A 19,138-nucleotide genomic window follows, 5' to 3' on the forward strand; every position below is an offset into this window, starting at 1 on the left:
ACCTCATCGTCACAGAAGCCGAAAGGGAACATCATGAGCAAGATCTGGTTCGTCACCGGTTCGTCCCGCGGCCTGGGCCGCAAGTTCGTCGAGGCCGCCCTGTCCCGCGGCGACCGGGTGGCCGCGACCGCCCGCACCACCTCCACCCTGGACGACCTGGTCGCCGCCCACGGCGACGCGGTGCTCCCGCTCGACCTGGACGTCACGGACCGGGCGGCCGTGTTCGAGGCCGTCAAGCGGGCCGGGGAACACTTCGGCCGCCTGGACGTCATCGTGAACAACGCCGGCTACGCCCAGTTCGGCGCGGTCGAGGAGCTGAGCGAGCAGGAGCTGCGCGAACAGATGGAGACCAACCTGTTCGGCGCGGTGTGGGTGATCCAGGCCGCGCTGCCCTACCTGCGCGAGCAGCGCTCGGGGCACATCGTGCAGCTCTCGTCGGCGGCGGGGCTCATCACGATGCCGCTCGGCGGCGCGTACCACGCCTCGAAGTGGGCGCTGGAGGGCCTGAACGAGGCCCTGGCCGCCGAGGTGGCCGGGTTCGGCGTCAAGGTGACCATCGTCGAGCCCGGCACCTTCGCCACCAGGGACGGCAAGAACCCCGACCCCCTCGCCAACGGCCACCTGGCACAGCTCGACCCGGCCTACGACGACGTCCGTCGGCGGCTCGGAGCGATGACCGGGAAGCTGCCCGCCGGCGACCCGTCCGCCGCGGCCCGGGCGCTGCTCAAGCTCGTCGACTCCGACGACCCGCCGCTGCGGGTGATCTTCGGGGTGGGCATCCACCCGATGGTCGAGCACGTCTACGCGGCGCGGCTCAAGACGTGGACCGAATGGCAGCGGCTCTCCGCCGAGGCCCATGGCTAGGCCGATCGGATCCGCCAGGACGGTGAGTGGCGGCGGCGGTTGCCGCCGCCACTCACCCGTGTCCGCGCCGGCTCAGGACTCCTTCGCCACTCACCCGTGTCCGCGCCGGCTCAGGGCTCCTTCGCCAGGCGATCGGCCTGGGCGCGGCCGACCTCGGCGGCCCGGTGCAGGTAGTCGGCGATGACGTCGAGTTCCGCGTCCGCGTACCTGCTCAGCACGTCGGCGAACGCCTGCCCCGGACGCTCCCAGGCCGAGCTGATCCGCTCCCGCGCCGACGGCGCCAACGCGACCAGGGCACGCCGGCGGTCGGCGGGGTCCGGGTGCCGCTCCACCAGGCCCGCCTTCTCCAGCCGGTCCACCAGGCGGGTGGCGGAACCGGGGGTCAGGCCGGTGAGCCGGGCGATCGCCCCGGTGCTGACCGGCCCGGACTCCAGATCGAGCAGCGCCACGCACTGCAGGTCGGTGGAGTGGATCCGCAGATGGTCGGCCAGCGCCTGGTTGAACAGCACGTACGCGGCGTAGTGCCGCTGGCTCTCGTCCATGATCCGCTGCAGCGTTTCTGCTCGATTTGACACCGGCGGTCCCACACCCTCACATTTATTTGCGTCACACAACCTTTGTGTGGCGCACTTTGTGTGTCACGCCCTCTACCTTACCGCCTAAGCTCGCGCCGCCGCGCTGTTCCCGGCCGCCGGGCTTCCCCATGATCAGAAAGGCCTGTTCCGACATGACCATCCTCGTCACCGGCGCTCGCGGCGCCGTGGCCGGCGAGCTCATCGCCCTGCTGCGCCGACGCGGCCTGCCCGTACGTCCCGCTTCGAGCCGTCCCGAAGACCCGTCCGTCGTCGCCTGCGACCTCACCGACCCGGCCACCTTCCCCGCCGCGCTGGCCGGGGTCGACTCGGTCTTCCTGTACGCCGAGCCGTCGCACATCGACGCGTTCGTGAAGGAGGCCGTCACCGCCGGGGTGTCGCACCTCGTGCTGCTCTCGTCGTCCGCCGTGCTTGCGCCGGACCCTGACGCCAATCCGCTGGCCAAGTCCCACCTGGACGTCGAACGCGCCCTGACCGCCGCCCCCGTCCGCGGCACGCTGCTCCGCCCCGGCACGTTCGCCGGGAACGCCCTGGCCTGGGCCTGGCCGATCAAGGCGGGGGCGCCGGTGAGCCTGCCGTTCCCCGGCTCGTACGTGGATCCCCTCCATGAGGCCGACCTCGCCGAGGCGGCGGCCGCCGTGCTCACCGATCCCGCGCTCGGCGGCCGGGCGTACACGCTGACCGGCCCCGACTCGATCACGTGCGCCGAGCAGATCGGCGTACTCGGCCGGGCGATCGGCCGGGACATCGCCATCAAGCAGGTCACCCGCGAGGAGTGGAAGGCGGAGATGGCCGACTACCTGCCGGGCCCCATCGCCGACGCGCTGCTGGACTGGCAGCAGCTGAACGACGGCGTGCCGACCGAGATCACCACGGACCTGGAGCACCTGATCGGCCGCCCCGGCCGCCCGTTCGCCACCTGGGCCCAGGAGCACACGGCCGCCTTCACCCCCTGACGCGCCACGCACCGCCGCCCAGCCCCTGGTATGCCCATGCCGGGCCTGCCCACCGTCCGGCAGAGGCTCCGCGACAGGCGGCTGAACAGGCCCCCGGGCTGCCGCTGTCGGGCGGGGCGTGAATCGTGTTATTCAAGATCCGTAAGCACGGTGCCGAGGCGGTTCGGGGTGGGGATGGAAGTCGGGTTCGACGAGTTGTACACGGCCTGCCGGCCGCTCGTCCACGGGGACGTGACGCGGGGGCGGCAGGCGTTGACGGCGCTGCTGCCCGAGGCGTGGCGGCGGGGGCCGCGCTGGGGGCTGGCGATGATCCATGCGATGCTCGCCGACCTGCACGGCCGGCTCGGGGACGTCCAGGGCGGCATCGGGCACTTACGGGCCGCGGTGGACCTGGGCTGGAACGACTGCCTGACCATCTGGTCCGATCCCGGCTTCGCGGCCCTGGCCCGCAGCCCGCACTTCGAGGGGATCTACGCCCGCGTGTGGGTCTCGCCCGCCGATCTGGAGGAGCTGCGGTGGCTGCGGGCCGAGGCCGGCGCCATCTCCCAGGAGCTGAGCCGGATCGCCGCCGAGAACGTCGGCCGGCTGGACCACGGCTTGACCGACGTCTTCCACTGCCCCCTGCCGACGCGCGCCCCCGACGGCGCGGGCGTGCTCGGTGCGCGGATGTCGCTGGCCATCCTCCAGCGCGTCGGCCTCGACCTGGTCGCCTCCTCCGACATCGCCCGCATCAGCGGGCTGATCGCCGTGGACGCCATCGACGGGCCCTCCTACCCGGCGTGGGAGGTCTGGCGTTCCGGAGACGCCGCCGATTCCCGCGCCGCGGCCCGCCTGGCGGCGGCGCGGGCTCGCGCGTTCCGTCCCACCCCTGGTCTGTCCTCCGTCCCGGTCCCCGCCGGTGCCCTTCCCCGCCATGGCGGGTGGACGGCCTGATCGATAAGGTGTTCGACCATGGGTGTGCTGGTCGACTACTTCACCGCCGACTCCGACGAAACGGCCGAGCGGGCGATGTCCTACGGCCCGGCGGGGGCGAAGCTGCCGTACGTCGACTGCAAGGGCTGGATCTCCGAGCTCGGTGACCTGGTCGCCGAGCTCACCGGACGCGACCTCAGCGAGTTCCCCGAGAGCCGGGTCCTCGTGGACGACGGCGAGGCGGCCGGCGTGTACCGGGTGATGCCGGAGACGGTCACCGCGTTCGCCGGCGTGGACGACGCGCGGTTGCGCGAGTACGCCGAGGACGAACTGCTCGACGGCTACGAGATCGAGCGCATCACCGCGGTACGTGACCTGGCTCGCCAGGCGGTGCGGCTCGGCCACGGGATGTATCGCTGGATGTGCGTCTGAACGCCTGGAACAGCTCTTCGCGAAGTGCGGGCGGCAGCCTGCGGCCCAGCTGCGCGGGGGTCACCAGGGCGTGACCGGCGTTCCATTCCGCCGCCGTCCCGGCGAGGAACTCCAGCGCATACCGGGCCTCCCGACGGTGCTCACCGTCCGGCCAGCCCTCGACCAGCGCCAGCACGGCGCCGGCCCGTTCGGCGACGCGGTCGAGGAGCGCGTATCCGGGTGGGCCTGGGAAGCGCTGGGCGTGCAGGTCGATGTCGCGGAAGGAGACGTCGTCGAGTTCGGCGGCGGTGAAGTCGTTGCCGCTGAAGTCGTTGCGGTCCCTGCCCAGCGCCGTCCGGAGGCGGGCGGGCGGCCGGCCGAAGAAGTTGATGTCGCGCACCGGGCCGAGGAAGACGCAGTCGACGAACTCGGCCTCCTGGGTGGCGGTCTGCCCGCGCAGGCGGGACCGGTCGAAGGTGCACCGCTCGAACCGGACGTTGCCGAAGTGGGTGAACGTCGCGAACCGGGTGCGGCGGAACACGCAGTCGCGGAAGACGGTGCGCGGCCAGGCGACGCCGTCCCACTCCTGGCCGTCGGCGCGGGTGCCGCCCAGCGACAGCTGGTCGAAGGCGGCGCCGGAGAAGTCGCAGCGCTCGAACTCGCTGTCGTGGGCGAAGAAGCCGGCGAACCGGGTCTCGGTGAAGTCCGCGTTCACCGCACGCGCCCGGTCGAAGACCACCTCGGCCTGTCGGTCACGCGACTCCCCGCGGACGGTCGTCATGCTGCGTTCATCCGGTTTCGAGCTCCCTCTCGGCATAGCGGGCGAGCTCGTCGTCGGCCACCCGTGTCGCGTGCTCCAGCAGCGTCCGGTCCATGGTGATCAGGCGCTTGGCCGCGGCGACGGCGAACGTCGCCGTCAGCGGGTCCGGGCTGCCGAGCCGGGCCAGGATACCGTCGCGGTCGAAGGAGCCCAGGTTCTGCCCGGCCAGCCACAGGGCCGGCGTCCGCAGCGCCGGATCCGGCAGCGACGCCGCGCCCGCCGCCAGTTCCGACGGGCCGGTCGCGGTGAGGAAGTGCAGCGCCTTCCAGCGGACGGCCCGGGAGTCGTCGGCCACCGCGGCGATCGCCAGGGCGAGCGCCGGCGCGTCCTCGATGGTCGCCCAGGTCACCAGCGAGTCGATCGCCCAGAACCGCACCCCCTCCGCCGGGTGGCCGAGCAGGGGGACGGCCAGGTGCCGCAGCTCGACGCCGTGTCGGCCCTGCTCGGCGAGCAGCCAGGCGCCTGCTTCGACCGCGTCCGGGTTGTCGCTGGTCAGGAGCCTGGCCAGGTTCCTGGGCGGGTATCCCTTGCCCAGTTCGTGCAACAGGTACGAGGTGGCCTTGTCTCGCGCTCCGGCGCTCGTGTCGCCGTCGCGGATCTTCTCGATCAGCTTGTCGCCAGGGCGCATGCCGCACCGGGTTCCGTTCGGCTGCTTCTCGGTCGGCGGGAGCGGCCGCTCCCCTCATGGGTTCTCCGTCCGGACGGCCGGGTCAGAGCAGGGCCTCGACCACGGTGCCGCCCTCGGGCGGTGAGCTGATCGTGCAGGTGCCGCCGAGTTCGGCGGCGCGTTCGCGCATCGACCGCGTCCCGACGCCCGCCCGCACGTCCGCGGGCAGTCCGGCGCCGTCGTCGGCCACCACGATACGCAGCCGCTCGCCCCGCCGCAGGGTGATCTGGCAGGTACGGGCGCCGGCGTGCCTGCGTACGTTGGTCAGCGCCTCCTGCGCGATCCGGTAGGCGGCCACCTCGACGGCGGCGGGCAGCCCGGCCAGGTCGCCTTCGACGCTCACGCCGACCTCCGGCACGGCGGACTCGCCGGCCAGCGCGCGGACGGCTCCGGCCAGGCCGAGGTCGTCCAGGGCGGGCGGGCGCAGGCCGTAGACGAGCGTCTTGATGTCGTCGGTGACGTCGGCCATGCTCGTGCCCAGTTCGGCGAGCAGGCGTTCGGCGGCGTCGGGGGCGGAGCGCAGCGACAGGCGGGCGGCGTTGATCGACATGGCCAGGCCGCCGAGCGACTGCCCGAGCCCGTCGTGCAGGTCGCGGCGCAGCCTGCGGCGCTCCTCCTCGCGGGTGGTCAGGATGCGCCGGCGCGAGCGTTGCAGGTCGGCGGTCAGCCGGACGGCGTGGGCGATGTCGGCGATGCCCGGCCGCAGCGCGGCGATCACCCGCTCGTCGTGCGCGGCCGGGAAGCGCCTGGCCTCGGGCGGGCCGATGAGCAGGCGGCCCACCTCCTCGCCGTGCCAGACCAGCGGCACCTCGCGGCACCTCTCCCCCACGTGGCCGGCCTCGACCCGCCCGCCGGGCACCCCGGGCAGGTGGACGGCGACGCCGGTGACCGCCAGCCCCTCGCGCAGGGTCTCGGCGGCGGCCGGCAGCGCGCTGGCCGGGTCGGCGGAGCGGGCCTGGCGTTCGAGTCGTTCGGTCAGCAGCCGTACGTCGCCGGCCGTGCCGTAGAACAGCCGGTCGAGCAGCCGCCGCAGGTGGCGTCTGAGCGGCTGGAAGCAGGCCCCGGCGATCAGCGCGGCCGCGACGCCGGCGATCGGGTGCCTGCCGGAGGTGAGCAGGCTGGACAGCGTGACCGCGCCGAAGTAGGCGGCGCTCAGCAGGCCGACCAGCCCGGCCGCGATCAGGGTGCGGCTGACCAGGGTGTCGATGCCGTACAGCCGGTACCGCATGATCGCCACGACGATGGCGGCCGGGATGGCCGCGGTGGTGATCATCGACAGGACGGAGAACGGCGCCCAGTGCTCGACCAGCAGGTTGGCCGCGACCGCGTAGAGCAGCCAGCCGATCTGGCGCCGCCGCTCGGCGTCCGCGGCCAGGAATCTGGCCACCAGCGACAGCAGGCACAGCGCCTCGGCGATGACGAACTGGTTGACCGGCGTGGCGATGACGGCGTCCCACACCGGCGCCGCCCAGGACGTCTCCAGCGGGTTGGGCCCCAGCCGGGAGCCGGGCGGCGTCCGCCGGCCGATGAACGCCACCGACTGGATCACCATGAACGCGCTCACCAGGACCGCCACCGGCAGCCAGCGGCGCGAGGGCGGGCGTCCGTCCGGGTAGAGCAGCGGCAGCAGGAGGTCCACCGACAAGATGGCGAGCGCGCCGACCGCGTTCGTGACGTACAGGACGACGTGCAGGTCGGCGGGGTCGCCGCGGTAGGAGATCCAGTCGAAGGCGGCCTGCGCGGGCCCGAGCATGGCGGTCAGGAAGCCGCCGGCGAGCATGAGCCAGCCGACGCGCAGGCGCGGGCGTTTGACCACCAGCAGCGCGCCGAGCAGCGAGTAGGCGAGCCCGGCCACGTCGTCGCCGGACACCACCCCGGGGCGCACGCGGGCCTGGGCGGGCACCGCGAACCTGGCCGCCATGGCCACGGCGACCATGGCCGCCGCGAGTGCCGCCAGGGTGATCGCCAGCCGGCGCATCCCACTCGTCCTCTCCGAACCGCCTTCCCTCTGACAGGGCGTGGCCGGACGATATCGGATGAAGGACCCCCATCGGTAAGCCGCCGCACGTCCCGAATTGACCGAACACTCCCTGACTTCCTAGATTGCCCCGGTTAGGAAAGTTTCCTAATTGGTTGACCATGGAAGGAGACGGGGATGAAACTCGCTGTTGTCGGAGGCGGTTCGACGTACACGCCGGAGCTGATCGACGGTTTCGCCCGCCTGCGTGACGAGCTCCCGCTGACCGAGATCGCGCTCGTCGATCCCGACGCCACCCGGCTGGACCTGGTGGCGGGCGTCTCGCGCCGCATGCTGGCCAGGGCCGGGCACCCGGCTCGGGTGGTGGCCACCGCGGACGTCCAGCGTGGCGTCGAAGGCGCGCAGGCGGTGTTGTTCCAGCTCAGGGTGGGCGGCCAGGCGGCACGCCAGGTCGATGAGACCTTCCCGCTGGAGTGCGGCTGCGTCGGGCAGGAGACCACCGGCGCGGGCGGACTGGCCAAGGCGCTGCGTACGGTGCCGGTCGTGCTCGACCTGGCCGAGCAGGTCAGGACGCACGCGCCGGACGCCTGGATCGTCGACTTCACCAACCCCGTCGGCATCGTGACCAGGGCCCTGCTGGACGCCGGGCACCGCGCGATCGGCCTGTGCAACGTGGCGATCGGCTTCCAGCGCCGCTTCGCCGCCCACCTCGGCCTGGCGCCGGAGCGGGTCCGGCTGGGCCACGTCGGGCTCAACCACCTGACCTGGGAGCGCACGGTCCACGTGGACGGCGAGGACGTGCTGCCCCGCCTGATCGCCGAGCACGGGCAGGCCATCGCCGACGACCTGCACCTGCCGCTGGAGCTGATCCAGCGGCTGCGGACCGTGCCCTCCTACTACCTGCGCTACTTCTACGCCCACGACCTGGTGGTCGAGGAGCAGCGGCGGCAGCCCTCGCGGGCCGCCGAGGTCGCCGCGCTGGAGGAGGAGCTGCTGCGTCTCTACGCCGATCCGGCCGTCGACACCAAGCCCGAGGCGCTGGCCAAGCGCGGCGGCGCGTTCTACTCCGAGGCCGCCGTGGCGCTCATCGCCTCGCTGCTCGGCGATCGCGGGGACGTCCAGGTGGTCAACACCCGCAACGCGGGCACGCTGCCCTTCCTGTCCGACGAGGCGGTCATCGAGGTGCCCGCGACGATCACCAAGGACGGCGCCGTGCCGCTGCCCGTCGACCCGGTGGAGCCGCTCTACGCCGGCCTGATCGCGGGCGTGTCCGCCTACGAGGAGCTGGCGCTGCAGGCGGCCCTGCACGGCGGCGCGGACCGGGTGCGCAACGCGCTGCTGGCGCACCCGCTGGTCGGCCAGGAGGCGATCGCCGCCGAGCTGACCACCCTGCTCCTGGAGAACAACGGGCGGTACCTGTCGTGGTGAACCCGCTGATGGACGAGGACGGGCGGTGCCTGCCGTGGTGAACGTGCTGGCCGTGGACGGCGGCAACAGCAAGACCGACGTGCTGCTGCTGAACGAGCGCGGCGAGATCCTGGCCCGCGGCCGGGGCGGCCCCTTCGTGCCGCAGAGCGCGGGCGCCGGCCAGGCCGCCAGGGTCGTCGAGGACGTCGTACGCGGCCTGGACGGCTTCACCGGCCAGGCCGACCACCTGGTCGCCTTCCTGGCCGGGGCCGACCTGCCCGAGGAGGAGCACGAGCTGGCGACCGCCCTGTCGGGCCGCGGCCTGGCCCGCGACGTGCTGGTGCGCAACGACACCTTCGCCCTGCTGCGCTCGGGCGCGTCGGGCCCGTGGGGCGTCGCGGTGGTGTGCGGGGCGGGCATCAACGCGGTCGGCGTCTCCCCCGGCGGGCGGCTGGCCAGGTTCCTGTCGCTCGGGGCGATCAGCGGCGACTGGGGCGGCGGTCTCGGGCTGTCGTCCGAGACGTTGTGGCACGCCGTGCGCGCCGAGGACGGCCGGGGCGCGCCGACCGAGCTGGCCGAGCTGGTCAGGTCGCACTTCGGCGCGGAAACGGTCGAGCAGGTGGTCATCGACCTGCATCGCGGCGTGCTCGCGCGGGAGCGGCTGATGGAGCTGACGCCGGGCCTGTTCAAGGTGGCCGCGGACGGCGACGCGATCGCGCGCGGCCTGGTCGAGCGGATGGCCGACGAGATCGTGGCGATGGCCAGGGTCTGTCTCACCCGGCTCGACCTGCTCGGCACGCCGACCGAGGTGGTGCTGGGCGGCGGGATCCTGCAGGCCCGCGACCCGCTGCTGACCGCGCTGCTCGACGAGCGGTTCGCCGCCGAGGCGCCGCTGGCCGAGCGGGTCGTCGCCGAGCTGCCGCCCATCGCGGGCGCGGCGCTGAGCGCGCTGGACCACATCGGCGCGGGCGAGGACGCCAAGGCCCGGCTGCGCGGCCGGTTCTGAATCCGGGCGATTCCCGGCTCCCGTCACCTCCTTGACGGGCGCGGGAATCCCCTCCTATAGTCGGCCGCTAACCGTCTGGAAGGTATCCGGACGGTTAGCGTCCAGGAGGAAGCAATGTCCCCTACCCGCCGCGACGTCCTGCGCGGGCTCGGCCTCGCCGCGCTGGCCACCCCCCTCGCCGCCTGTGCCACCACCGGCCGCGGCGCCGCCGCCCCCTCGCCCACCGCCTCCGCCGCCGCGACCTCCGCGGCCAACCCGTTCGGCGTGGACGCCGCCCGGCAGCTCGAAGTCGTCATCTTCAGCGGCGGCAACGGCGACAAGTACGCCGTGGACCTGCACCAGGCCGGCTACCGCAAGCTGCACCCGCAGGCCCCGATCAAGCACGTCGCCACCCAGAAGGTCGGCACCCAGCTGCGCCCCCGCTTCATCGCCGGCGACGTGCCCGACGTGGTCAACAACTCCGGACCGGAAGCGCTCGACCTGCAGTCGCTGGTCCAGGAGGGCCACCTGGCCGACCTCACCCCGCTGTTCGAGGCCCCGTCGCTGGCCTTCCCCGACAAGAAGGTCAAGGACACGCTGGTCGGCGGCGCGTACGAGAACTCGCTCATCGACGGCGTGCCGCGCGTGCTGCAGTACACCGTCGCCCACCGCGCGCTCTGGTACAACGCCAAGCTCTTCGCGGCCAAGGGCTGGAACGTTCCCAAGACCTGGGCCGAGTTCAACGCGCTCGGTGAGGAGGCGAAGAAGGCCGGGATCGCGCTGTTCGCCTACCCCGGCCAGGTCGGCCCCTTCTACCAGCTGTGGAACCTCGTCTACAGCGCCGCCAAGATCGGCGGCAACCAGGTCATCATCGACATCGACAACCTGGCCGACGGCGCCTGGACCGCCGAACCGGTCAAGCAGGCCGTCGCCGCCTGGGCGCAGATCCAGAAGGACTACGGCGACAAGGCCTACTTCGGCCTCGACCACACCCAGACCCAGGTCAAGCACCTGCAGGACAAGGTCCTGTTCTACCCGTGCGGCTCCTGGCTGGAGAACGAGATGGCCAAGGACAAGCCGGACACCTTCGAGTACGCCATCGCGCCCGTCCCGAGCATCACCGCCGCCGACGTCCTGCCGTACGAGGCGATCATGATCGGCGTCTCGGAGTCCTTCTTCGTCTCCGCCAAGGGCAAGAACCCGCAGGGCGGCCTGGAGTACCTGCGCGTGATGCTGTCCAAGGACGGCGCGCGCGGCTACACCGAGATGACCAAGAACCTCACCATCGTCAACGGCCTGGTCGACGGCCTGCAGCTCACCTCCGCCGTCAACAGCGCCGCCAAGGCCCAGGAGGCCGCGGGCAAGAACACCATCACCGACGCCCGCTTCGAGACCTGGTACAAGGAGCTGTTCGACCACGGGCAGACCCAGACCAACTCGGTCATGGCCGGGCGCATCACCGCCGAGGAGTTCTGCGCCAACATGCAGAAGAAGGCCGACGAGCTGAAGGCCGACTCCTCCATCGCCAAGCAGACCAGGAGCGTCTGACCGATGCGGCGGCACGGCTTCGTGGCGGGGTTCCTGCTCCTGCCCGTCCTTCTCTACGTCGTCTTCGTGATCAGCCCGTACGCGCAGGCGTTCCAGATCGCGCTGACCGACTGGCGCGGGGTCTCGGCGGGACTCGACTACGTCGGGCTGGACAACTTCCTGCGGATGTTCGGCAACGACACCTTCTGGCAGGCGGTCCGCAACCACGCGGTCCTGCTCGTGGCCATGCCGCTGGCCACCGTCTCACTCGCGCTGCTGTTCGCCTACCTGCTCAACGCGGCCGGCGGCGCGCGCGGGGGGACGATGACCGGGGTCAGGGGCTCCGGCTTCTACCGGGTCGTGTTCTTCCTGCCCCAGGTGCTCGCGGTGGCGGTGGTCGGCGTGCTGTTCAAGGCCGTCTACCGCCCCGACTCCAGCGGGGTGATCAACGGCGCGCTCGTCCGGCTCGGGCTGGAGCCGGTCGGCTGGCTGACCGACCAGCGGCTCGCGCTCTGGTCGATCATCGCCGTCATGGTCTGGCAGGCGGTCGGCTTCTACGTGGTGCTCTTCTCCGCGGGCATGGCCGCCATCCCGAAGGACGTCTTCGAGGCGGCCTCGCTCGACGGCGCCGGCCGGGTGCGGACCTTCTTCTCCATCACCCTGCCGCTGCTGTGGGACACCGTCCAGGTCGGCTGGATCTATCTCGGCATCGCCGCCTTCGACGGGTTCGCCCTGGTCAACGTGCTGTCGATGGAGCAGGGCGGGCCGGACGGCGCGACCGCGGTGCTGGCCACCGAGATCTACAAGAACGCCTTCGGCTACTCACGTTTCGGTTACGCCTCGGCGCTCGGCGTGGCGCTGTTCTTCCTGACCCTCACCTTCGCCGCGCTGACGATGCGGGTCACCAGGCGAGAGAGGATCGTCTACTGACATGGGCCGCAAACTCTCCGGCGGCCTGGCGCAGGCCGTCCTGGCGGTGTGGGCGCTGCTCATCATCGCCCCGCTGATCTGGACGCTGCTGGCCTCCTTCAAGAGCAACGGCGAGATCTTCGGCGACGCCCTGCAACTGCCCGCCGACCTGCGCTGGGACAACTGGGCGCGGGCGTGGGAACGCGCCAACGTCGGCCGCTACCTGCTCAACACGGTGGTCGTGGTGTTCTTCGGCGTTGCCGGCACCATGCTGCTCAGCTCGATGGCGGCCTACGTGCTGGCCCGCTACCGCTTCCCGGGCAACCGGCTGATCTACTTCCTGTTCGTCTCCGGCATGGCCTTCCCGGTGTTCCTGGCCCTGGTGCCGCTGTTCTTCGTGGTCGACGGGCTCGGGCTGCTCAACACGCACCTCGGGCTGGTCCTGGTCTACATCGCCTACTCGCTGCCGTTCACCGTCTTCTTCCTCACCTCGTTCTTCCGCGGCCTGCCGGACGCGGTGGCCGAGGCGGCGATGATCGACGGGGCCTCGCACACCCGTACGTTCTTCCAGGTCATGCTGCCGATGGCCAAGCCCGGCCTGGTCAGCCTGACCATCTTCAACGTGCTCGGCCAGTGGAACCAGTACCTGCTGCCGCTGGTGCTGCTGCCCGGCGACAAGAGCACCTGGGTGATCACGCAGGGCATCGCCGACATCTCGACCATCGCCGGGTACGAGGCGGACTGGCCGGCCTTGTTCGCCGCGCTCAGCATGGCCGTCCTGCCGGTGGTGGTGGCCTATATCGTCTTCCAGCGACACATCCAGTCCGGGTTGACGTCAGGAGCCGTGAAGTAAGTGTCCACCGGTAACCCCACCGTTTTCCGTACCCTCAACGAGCGGGCCGCCCTGGAGCTGCTGCTGCGGCACGGCGCGCTCACCCGAGCCGAGCTCGAGCATCACACCGGGTTGTCCAAGGCGTCGGCGGCCGAGGTGCTGCGCCGCCTGGAGAACGGGGGCCTGGCACGCAAGGCCGGCACCAAGCCGGGCAACGCGGGCCCGGCCGCCCAGCTCTGGGAGCTGAACGGCGCGGCCGCCTGGGTGGCGGGCGTCGATCTGACCGCCAGGGCCGTGGAGGTGTCGGTGGCCGACCTGACCGGCGAGGTGCGCGGCGGCCACCAGGCCGAGGCCCCGGGCGAGGGCACCGACGCGGTGGCGTTCCTGACCGGCGCGGTCGAGGCGGCCGCGCGCGAGGCCGGCGTCGCCCTGGCCGACCTCGACCAGATCGTGCTCGGCGTGCCCGGCATCGTCGACCCCGAGGGGCACCGGCTGCGCCAAGCCGTGCAGTTGTCCGGCTGGTCGCACCTCGACGACCTCGGTGACCTGCGCGAACGGCTCGGCCCTGACCGTTTCCGGGTGGAGAACGACGTCAACCTGGTCGCCATCCGCGAGCTGGAGGAGCACAAGGGCAGCAGCTTCGTGCTCTTCTGGGTCGGCACCGGCGTCGGCGCCGGCGCCGTGCTCAACGGCGCGCTGTGGCGCGGCGTCACCGGGCGCGGCGGCGAGGTCGGCTCGGTGATCGTGCCCGACCCGGTCAGCTGCGGCCGTCTGTACGGCCCCGACGGCGGCGTGCTGGGCGCGCTGCTCGGCGCGGCCCCGCTGGCCGAACTGGCCGCCGCGCACGGGCTCGACGTCGAGCCCACGCTGCGTGCCGTCACCGGTTTCCTCGGCGCCGGGCCCTCCGGCGCCTTCCTCGACGACTTCGCCCAGCGGGTCGCGCTCGGCGTCACCGCCGCCGTCGGCGTGCTCGACCCCGGCCGGGTCGTGCTCGGCGGCCCCGTGTGCACCGCCGCGGGCGAGCCGCTGCGTGCCCGCGTCGCCGAACTGCTGGCCCCCACGGGCCTGGCGCCCGTCACCGTCGCCGTCAGCCGGGTCAGCGGCAACGCGGTGCTCGAAGGCGCCGTCCGCTATGCCCTCGACCTGACTCGCGAGCAGGTCTTCCAGGCCGGTACGGCAGGCCGTACCGGCACACCCAACGAAAGCTGAGAGATGTTGCGCACTTTGGTGATCGCCGCCCACCCCGACGAACCCGAGATCTACGCGGGCGGCACCTCCGCCCTGCTGGCCGGGGCCGGGCACGCGGTGAAGTTCCTGACGCTCACCAACGGCGACGCCGGGCACCACGAGCTCGAACGCGCGCCGCTGGCCCGACGCAGGGCGCAGGAGGCCTGGCGGGCGGCCGACGCGCTCGGCGTGGTCGACTACGAGATCTTCGACGTGCACGACGGCCTGCTGGAGCCCACGGTCGAGCTGCGGCTGCGCGTGATGCGCGAGATCCGCGCGTGGCGTCCCGACCTGGTGATCGCCCTGCACGGCGACGGCGCGGGACACCCCGACAACCGGGCCGCCGGCCGGCTGGCCGAGCAGGCCGTGGAGCTCGTCACGGTGCGCAACGTCGAGTGCGGCAAGCCCGCCATGGACCGCCAGCCCGTCTGCCTGCTGATGACCGACTACGCCAGCGGCCCGCACCACCGCGCCGACGTGGTCGTGGACGTCGCCCCGGTGGCGCAGGCCAAGCTGGACGCCTGCCTCGCGCACGCCTCCCAGTTCCTGGAGTTCGCCCCCTACCAGCGCGGCCTGCTGGACCAGGTGCCCCCGGCCGGCGACGTGGACGCCTGCCGCGCCTTCGTCGAGAAGCACTGGTCGGAGTTCCTCGGCCCGGAGACCTTCCAGCTCGCGCCGTACGGCAGGCGGGCCGAGGCGGGCGAGCTGCGGCGGCTGCTGCCGTTCGCCTGACCTTCCGCGGGGGGCGGCGGACGGCCGTCCCCCGGCATGGACGATCTTTACCCGGCCGGGTGAACGTCCCCGCCCCGGCCGGGGAAGGGACGGACCATGGCCGTTTCCAGCACCGCGATGGACCTCACCCGGGCCGCCCACGTCGGCATCTCGGTCTCCGACCTGGACGCGTCGATCGCGTTCTACCGTGCGCTGACCGGGCGGGAGCCGGTCGTCGCCGGCGAGACCATGGACAGCGTGCCCTTCGGCCGGTCGCAGGGCCTGTCCGACGCGAAACTGCGTTACGCCACGATCAATCTCGACAACGTCGGCATCGACCTGATCGAGTTCCGTGAACCGGCCGGCGAGCGCACGAACGGGGCGGCGAACCGGCCGGGCTCGATGCACCTGTGCTTCAAGGTCGACGACTTCGAGGCGGTGTACCGGCGGATGAAGGAGGCCGGCTACGACTTCCTCGGCGACGACTACACCTTCGTCGAGGGCGAGGTGACCCCGCGGGCCGCGCTCGGCACCCGGGTCGCCTACTTCAACGACCCCGACGGCACCAACCTGGAGATCATCCAGCCGCAGGGCGGCTTCTCCAACTGACCGGGCTCACTTGCCCGCGGGCACGCTCGTGCGGAACGGCGCCTGGTAGGCCCACTGCCAGGCCAGCTCAATCGGGCCGCGGGTGAAGCGGCGCAGCCACCACGACGACAGCACCACGAACAGCAGGCAGATGCCCGCCCAGGCCACCGGCACCCACCACGGGCGCAGCCAGTCGAGCCGGGCGGCCAGGCCCAGGCCCCAGCCGTAGCAGACGAAGCTCGCGACCACGTTCTGGAAGACGTAGCAGGACAGGGCGGCGCGTCCGACGTCGGCCAGGCCGCGCCGGACGAGACCGGGCTCGCCGCGCGTCTCCAGCACGATCGTGGTGACCAGGCCGAGCAGGCCGAGCGCCACGAGCGGCGGCAGCACGTAGCGGTCGATCGCGAACCAGGCGGGACCGGCGTATGACGTCAGCAGGTTGAGCGGCGCCGCGACGCCCAGCCCGGCGATCATCAGCCGGCGGCGCAGCAGTGCGCCCTCGGGGGCGAACACCCCGGCTCTGAGCAGCCGCGACCCGGCCAGGAAGAGCACGATCCCCATCGGGATGATGAAGATCAGCTCGATGCGGTAGATCGCCAGGCCCTCCAGGCGCGCGACCACCTGCTGCGGCCAGGTCCCGTCGCGGTAGAGCGTGCTGCCGGACGGCCGCGCCGCCGGGGCGTTCAGCAGGAGCAGGGTGACCAGGCCGACGATGAGCAGGTGGACCGCGCCCGCGCCGATCATCCAGCCGCGCACCACGCGCTCGCTGCGCCCGATCAGGTACGCGACGATCATCGAGGTCAGCGCGTAGCCCATGAGCACGTCGAACTCGAAGATCAGCACGTAGTGCGCGACGCCCTCGGCGAACAGCAGGGCCGCCCGCCACAGGTAGCGGCCGGGCCAGCGCAGCCCCTTGCGTACCGCGCTGCGGTACTGCAGCTCCAGGCCGACCCCGAACAGCAGGGTGAGCAGGCCGAGGAACTTGCCGTTGGTGAGGAAGTGCAGGAACGTCTCGACGACCGTCTTCTGCAGGCCGAAGGGCTCGGACGGTCCGCCAGGAGCCGTGAAGATCCAGATGTTGGTGCCCAGGGTGCCGAGGATGGCCACGCCCCGCAGCACGTCGAGTGCGTCGATCCGCTTCATTCGTCCAGCATGGCAACGCCGCGTGGCCCGCTCATCGGCCTCGGAAGCGAGATCCCGGGTACATCCATCGATGTACCCGGGACCGTCTTTGGTCGATCACGTGTCGGCGGCCCGGCGGGCGCGCCTGGCCCGGAGCTTGTGCCGGTTGCCGCAGCGTTCCATCGCGCACCAGCGCCGGGCGCCGGGGCGTGAGGTGTCGACGAACACCAGCGGGCAGTTGTCGCTCGCGCATTCGCGGATCCGCCCGGACAGCGGCCCGGACAGCAGCTCGATCATCTCCCTGGCCAGCGTCGACAGCGCCTGCGACGCCCGCACCGGCGCCGCCCATCCGGCGCTCGCGCCGTCGCCGGCCAGTTCGGGCACCAGCGGCGCGGCGGCCGCGGCCCGGTTGACGGCCGCGATCGCCGCGGCGGGCGGCGGGCGATCGGCCGCCCTGGCGTGCGCCGCTTCCCAGATCGCCTGGCGCAGGGTCTTGGCCGCGGCCAGGTCGGCGGCGCTCACCTCGACCGTCATGACCGCCTCGATGGGCGGCTGGGCCAGCCATTCGGCCAGGTCGGCGGGCTCGTGGAGGCTCTCGAACACGGCGTAGGGGCCTTCGCCGCCGGTGTGGGCGAAGTCGAGGCAGAGTGCGCCGGCGTCGAACCAGAACGACCCGCCCTTGGGGTCGTGCAGTGTCCGTCCGGTTGCGTTCACGGGCATGACACCACTATAACTGGTGTCGCAGCGACACCGCTATTACCGGTGTCATCGAGCGAAAGGTGAACACTCATGGGCGTTCGGCACATCAACCCCGAAGGGCTGCACCGCAGCCCCGCGTTCAGCCAGGCCGTCGTGGTCGAGCAGCCGGCCAAGACGATCTACATCGGCGGGCAGAACGGCGTCGGCCCCGACGGCAAGGTCGTCGGCGACACCGTCGGCGAGCAGGCCAGGCAGGTGTTCCGCAACCTCATCACCATCCTGGAGAGCGAGGGGGCGAGCCTGGCGAACATCGTGCACTGGCGCATCGCTGTGGTGCAGGGCCACACGTTCGACGAGGGCGTGGCCGCCTTCCAGGAGGTGTGGAACCGGGCCGACCCGCCGCCCGCCATCACCGTCCACGTGGTCGCCGGCCTCGGGCCCGGGTTCCTCGTCGAACTCGATGCCGTCGCCGTCGTGTGACGCCCGCCGGGCGCGGGAACAGGTACTGATCATGACGAAAGCCGCAGACGCACCCCCGTCCGGGCGGGGTGCCGCCACGCCGCCCGTCCCCGTCTGGCCGATCGTCGCGCTGGTGTGCCTGGCGCAGTTCATGATGGTCCTCGACGTGGCGATCGTGGACGTCGCGCTGCCCGCCATGGACGCCGAGCTCCGGATGGGCGCCGAGGGGCTGCAGTGGGTGGTCAACGGCTACGTCCTGACGTTCGCCGGGTTCCTGCTGCTCGGCGGGCGGGCCGCCGACCTGTACGGGCGCCGGCGCGTCTTCGTCGCCGGCCTGGCGGTGTTCGCGATCGCCAGCCTGGCCGGCGGGCTGGCCACCACGCCCGAGTCGCTGATCGCCGCGCGGGCGCTGCAGGGGCTCGGCGCGGCCGTGGTCTCGCCGGCGACGCTGACGATCCTGACCACGTCCATCCCGGCCGGGCCGGTGCGGGCCAGGGCGATCGCCACGTGGGGCGCGGTCGGCGCGGCCGGCGGGGCGGTGGGGTCGCTGGCCGGCGGGCTGCTCACCGACCACCTGTCGTGGCGCTGGATCCTGCTGATCAACGTGCCGATCGGGGCGGTCGCGGTCATCGCCGCGCTGCGCCTGCTCACCGAGACCCGGGCTCCCGGCGGCTCCGGGACTCGCGGGCTCGATCTGACCGGGGCGGTCGCGGTGACGCTGGGGCTGTCGGCCGTGGAGTTCGGGTTGCTGCAGACCTCCGCCCACGGCTGGGGTTCGGCCCGCGCGCTGCTCCCGATGGCCGTCGGGGTGCTGGCGCTGGCCGTGTTCGTGCTGGTGCAGGCCAGGTTCGCGCGGGCGCCGCTGATGCCGCTGCGCGTCTTCCGCGCCCGCTCGGTGTCCGGCGCGCTCGTCGTGCAGTTCCTGCTGAGCTTCGCGGGCTTCGCGGTGTGGTACTTCCTGTCGCTCTACATGCAGCAGGTGCTGCGCTACAGCGCGCTCCAGACGGGCCTGGCGTTCCTGCCGCACACGCTGGCCATCGTCGTCGCCGCCAAGGCCACGCCGCGGCTGGTCGGCCGGCTCGGGCTGCGTCCGGTGCTGGTGGCCGGCGCGCTGCTCTCGGCGGCGGGTTTCGCCTGGCAGGCGGCCGTGATCAGCCAGGACATCGGGCCGCTGCTCGGCATCGTGCTGCCCGGCGTGCTCATCACCGGCGGGATGGGCCTGATCGCCCCGCCGCTGGCCACCGCGGCCACGTCCGGGGCCGCGCCGGGCGAGGCGGGGCTGGTCTCCGGCGTGCTCAACACCTCACGCCAGGTCGGCGGCTCGCTCGGGCTCGCCGCGCTGACCACGCTGGCCGCCTCGCACACCGGCCCCCAGACCGCCGGGTACGCCCTGGCGTTCTGGGTGTGCGCCGGTGTGGCGGTCGCCGGGGCGATCGCCGTCCCGGCGCTGCCGGAGGAACGCCGGTAGCCG

The 19,138-nt window shown here is 72.4% G+C and carries 20 protein-coding genes; 14 read left to right on the forward strand and 6 right to left on the reverse strand.

Going from position 1 to position 19,138, the window contains the following annotated elements; genetic code table 11:
- The first annotated feature begins 33 nt into the window (after nt 1–33).
- Nucleotides 34–864 carry an SDR family NAD(P)-dependent oxidoreductase gene (locus HII36_RS16260; protein ID WP_173524021.1) on the forward strand — a complete coding sequence of 277 codons (831 nt, stop codon included), beginning with the start codon at nt 34–36 and terminating at the stop codon, nt 862–864.
- A gap of 110 nt (nt 865–974) precedes the next feature.
- Here the strand turns inward: HII36_RS16260 and HII36_RS16265 are convergent, their stop codons facing one another.
- Complete coding sequence (locus HII36_RS16265; protein WP_328807736.1) at nt 975–1,439, reverse strand: MarR family winged helix-turn-helix transcriptional regulator; 465 nt, start codon at nt 1,437–1,439, stop codon at nt 975–977.
- A 152-nt stretch (nt 1,440–1,591) separates the two neighbouring features.
- Between HII36_RS16265 and HII36_RS16270 the strand changes: the two genes are divergently transcribed.
- From HII36_RS16270 to HII36_RS16280, 3 genes are all read left to right on the forward strand, one after another.
- Nucleotides 1,592–2,413, forward strand: a complete 822-nt coding sequence (locus HII36_RS16270) for an NAD(P)H-binding protein (protein ID WP_173524022.1) — start codon at nt 1,592–1,594, stop codon at nt 2,411–2,413.
- A 174-nt stretch (nt 2,414–2,587) separates the two neighbouring features.
- Entirely contained in the window at nt 2,588–3,346 is a 759-nt protein-coding gene (locus HII36_RS16275) for a hypothetical protein (RefSeq protein WP_173524023.1), read from the forward strand.
- An 18-nt stretch (nt 3,347–3,364) separates the two neighbouring features.
- Nucleotides 3,365–3,757, forward strand: a complete 393-nt coding sequence (locus HII36_RS16280) for a hypothetical protein (protein ID WP_173524024.1) — start codon at nt 3,365–3,367, stop codon at nt 3,755–3,757.
- On the opposite strand, the gene HII36_RS16285 is transcribed toward HII36_RS16280, so the two are convergent.
- The 3 genes from HII36_RS16285 to HII36_RS16295 all read right to left on the reverse strand — a co-directional run bounded on the left by HII36_RS16285 (nt 3,684) and on the right by HII36_RS16295 (nt 7,201).
- The gene (locus HII36_RS16285; RefSeq protein ID WP_173524025.1) at nt 3,684–4,517 is read right to left on the reverse strand and encodes a pentapeptide repeat-containing protein; all 834 of its coding nucleotides are present in this window, start codon (nt 4,515–4,517) and stop codon (nt 3,684–3,686) included. The genes HII36_RS16280 and HII36_RS16285 overlap by 74 nt on opposite strands.
- 7 nt (nt 4,518–4,524) lie before the next feature.
- Nucleotides 4,525–5,184 carry a hypothetical protein gene (locus tag HII36_RS16290; RefSeq protein ID WP_173524026.1) on the reverse strand — a complete coding sequence of 220 codons (660 nt, stop codon included), beginning with the start codon at nt 5,182–5,184 and terminating at the stop codon, nt 4,525–4,527.
- An 82-nt stretch (nt 5,185–5,266) separates the two neighbouring features.
- A complete protein-coding gene (locus tag HII36_RS16295) occupies nt 5,267–7,201 on the reverse strand; it encodes a sensor histidine kinase (RefSeq protein WP_173524027.1) in 1,935 nt (644 codons plus the stop codon).
- Nucleotides 7,202–7,378: 177 nt separating this feature from the next.
- Here HII36_RS16295 and HII36_RS16300 point away from each other — a divergent pair, with 177 nt between their 5' ends.
- The 8 genes from HII36_RS16300 (at nt 7,379) to HII36_RS16335 (ending at nt 15,408) form a co-directional block, all read left to right on the forward strand.
- Nucleotides 7,379–8,629, forward strand: a complete 1,251-nt coding sequence (locus HII36_RS16300; RefSeq protein WP_173524028.1) for a 6-phospho-beta-glucosidase — start codon at nt 7,379–7,381, stop codon at nt 8,627–8,629.
- A 25-nt stretch (nt 8,630–8,654) separates the two neighbouring features.
- A complete protein-coding gene (locus HII36_RS16305) occupies nt 8,655–9,614 on the forward strand; it encodes an N-acetylglucosamine kinase (RefSeq protein WP_328807737.1) in 960 nt (319 codons plus the stop codon).
- Nucleotides 9,615–9,728: 114 nt separating this feature from the next.
- Nucleotides 9,729–11,141, forward strand: coding sequence for an N-acetylglucosamine/diacetylchitobiose ABC transporter substrate-binding protein (gene ngcE, locus HII36_RS16310; RefSeq protein ID WP_173524029.1), 1,413 nt, complete (start codon nt 9,729–9,731; stop codon nt 11,139–11,141).
- A gap of 3 nt (nt 11,142–11,144) precedes the next feature.
- A complete protein-coding gene (locus HII36_RS16315; protein ID WP_173524030.1) occupies nt 11,145–12,050 on the forward strand; it encodes a carbohydrate ABC transporter permease in 906 nt (301 codons plus the stop codon).
- Nucleotide 12,051: 1 nt separating this feature from the next.
- On the forward strand, nt 12,052–12,882 hold the full coding sequence (locus HII36_RS16320; protein WP_173524031.1) for a carbohydrate ABC transporter permease: 831 nt from the start codon (nt 12,052–12,054) through the stop codon (nt 12,880–12,882).
- Complete coding sequence (locus HII36_RS16325; protein ID WP_173524032.1) at nt 12,883–14,070, forward strand: ROK family transcriptional regulator; 1,188 nt, start codon at nt 12,883–12,885, stop codon at nt 14,068–14,070. It begins immediately after the preceding gene.
- Between the two features lie 3 nt (nt 14,071–14,073).
- Nucleotides 14,074–14,820 carry a PIG-L deacetylase family protein gene (locus tag HII36_RS16330; RefSeq protein WP_173524033.1) on the forward strand — a complete coding sequence of 249 codons (747 nt, stop codon included), beginning with the start codon at nt 14,074–14,076 and terminating at the stop codon, nt 14,818–14,820.
- A gap of 96 nt (nt 14,821–14,916) precedes the next feature.
- Nucleotides 14,917–15,408, forward strand: a complete 492-nt coding sequence (locus tag HII36_RS16335) for a VOC family protein (protein WP_173524034.1) — start codon at nt 14,917–14,919, stop codon at nt 15,406–15,408.
- Between the two features lie 6 nt (nt 15,409–15,414).
- Here HII36_RS16335 and HII36_RS16340 read toward each other — a convergent pair whose 3' ends face one another.
- Both HII36_RS16340 and HII36_RS16345 read right to left on the reverse strand, forming a co-directional pair.
- Entirely contained in the window at nt 15,415–16,530 is a 1,116-nt protein-coding gene (locus HII36_RS16340; protein ID WP_173524035.1) for a DUF418 domain-containing protein, read from the reverse strand.
- 96 nt (nt 16,531–16,626) lie between these two features.
- The gene (locus tag HII36_RS16345; protein WP_173524036.1) at nt 16,627–17,229 is read right to left on the reverse strand and encodes a CGNR zinc finger domain-containing protein; all 603 of its coding nucleotides are present in this window, start codon (nt 17,227–17,229) and stop codon (nt 16,627–16,629) included.
- 69 nt (nt 17,230–17,298) lie between these two features.
- Here HII36_RS16345 and HII36_RS16350 point away from each other — a divergent pair, with 69 nt between their 5' ends.
- Both HII36_RS16350 and HII36_RS16355 read left to right on the forward strand, forming a co-directional pair.
- Nucleotides 17,299–17,688, forward strand: coding sequence for a RidA family protein (locus HII36_RS16350; protein ID WP_173524037.1), 390 nt, complete (start codon nt 17,299–17,301; stop codon nt 17,686–17,688).
- Between the two features lie 31 nt (nt 17,689–17,719).
- A complete protein-coding gene (locus HII36_RS16355) occupies nt 17,720–19,135 on the forward strand; it encodes an MFS transporter (protein WP_173524038.1) in 1,416 nt (471 codons plus the stop codon).
- Nucleotides 19,136–19,138 lie beyond the last annotated feature (3 nt).

Source organism: Nonomuraea antri (genome assembly GCF_013283785.1).
In the GTDB taxonomy this organism is placed as follows: Bacteria; Actinomycetota; Actinomycetes; order Streptosporangiales; family Streptosporangiaceae; genus Nonomuraea; species Nonomuraea antri.

Bases quoted from the DNA above. Each gene is read 5' to 3' on its own strand.
- HII36_RS16260 (WP_173524021.1), top strand. From the start codon at position 34: ATGAGCAAGATCTGGTTCGTCACCGGTTCGTCCCGCGGCCTGGGCCGC.
- HII36_RS16270 (WP_173524022.1), top strand. From the start codon at position 1,592: ATGACCATCCTCGTCACCGGCGCTCGCGGCGCCGTGGCCGGCGAGCTC.
- HII36_RS16275 (WP_173524023.1), top strand. From the start codon at position 2,588: ATGGAAGTCGGGTTCGACGAGTTGTACACGGCCTGCCGGCCGCTCGTC.
- HII36_RS16280 (WP_173524024.1), top strand. From the start codon at position 3,365: ATGGGTGTGCTGGTCGACTACTTCACCGCCGACTCCGACGAAACGGCC.
- HII36_RS16285 (WP_173524025.1), bottom strand. From the start codon at position 4,517: ATGACGACCGTCCGCGGGGAGTCGCGTGACCGACAGGCCGAGGTGGTC.
- HII36_RS16290 (WP_173524026.1), bottom strand. From the start codon at position 5,184: ATGCGCCCTGGCGACAAGCTGATCGAGAAGATCCGCGACGGCGACACG.
- HII36_RS16295 (WP_173524027.1), bottom strand. From the start codon at position 7,201: ATGCGCCGGCTGGCGATCACCCTGGCGGCACTCGCGGCGGCCATGGTC.
- HII36_RS16300 (WP_173524028.1), top strand. From the start codon at position 7,379: ATGAAACTCGCTGTTGTCGGAGGCGGTTCGACGTACACGCCGGAGCTG.
- ngcE (WP_173524029.1), top strand. From the start codon at position 9,729: ATGTCCCCTACCCGCCGCGACGTCCTGCGCGGGCTCGGCCTCGCCGCG.
- HII36_RS16315 (WP_173524030.1), top strand. From the start codon at position 11,145: ATGCGGCGGCACGGCTTCGTGGCGGGGTTCCTGCTCCTGCCCGTCCTT.
- HII36_RS16320 (WP_173524031.1), top strand. From the start codon at position 12,052: ATGGGCCGCAAACTCTCCGGCGGCCTGGCGCAGGCCGTCCTGGCGGTG.
- HII36_RS16330 (WP_173524033.1), top strand. From the start codon at position 14,074: ATGTTGCGCACTTTGGTGATCGCCGCCCACCCCGACGAACCCGAGATC.
- HII36_RS16335 (WP_173524034.1), top strand. From the start codon at position 14,917: ATGGCCGTTTCCAGCACCGCGATGGACCTCACCCGGGCCGCCCACGTC.
- HII36_RS16340 (WP_173524035.1), bottom strand. From the start codon at position 16,530: ATGAAGCGGATCGACGCACTCGACGTGCTGCGGGGCGTGGCCATCCTC.
- HII36_RS16345 (WP_173524036.1), bottom strand. From the start codon at position 17,229: ATGCCCGTGAACGCAACCGGACGGACACTGCACGACCCCAAGGGCGGG.
- HII36_RS16350 (WP_173524037.1), top strand. From the start codon at position 17,299: ATGGGCGTTCGGCACATCAACCCCGAAGGGCTGCACCGCAGCCCCGCG.
- HII36_RS16355 (WP_173524038.1), top strand. From the start codon at position 17,720: ATGACGAAAGCCGCAGACGCACCCCCGTCCGGGCGGGGTGCCGCCACG.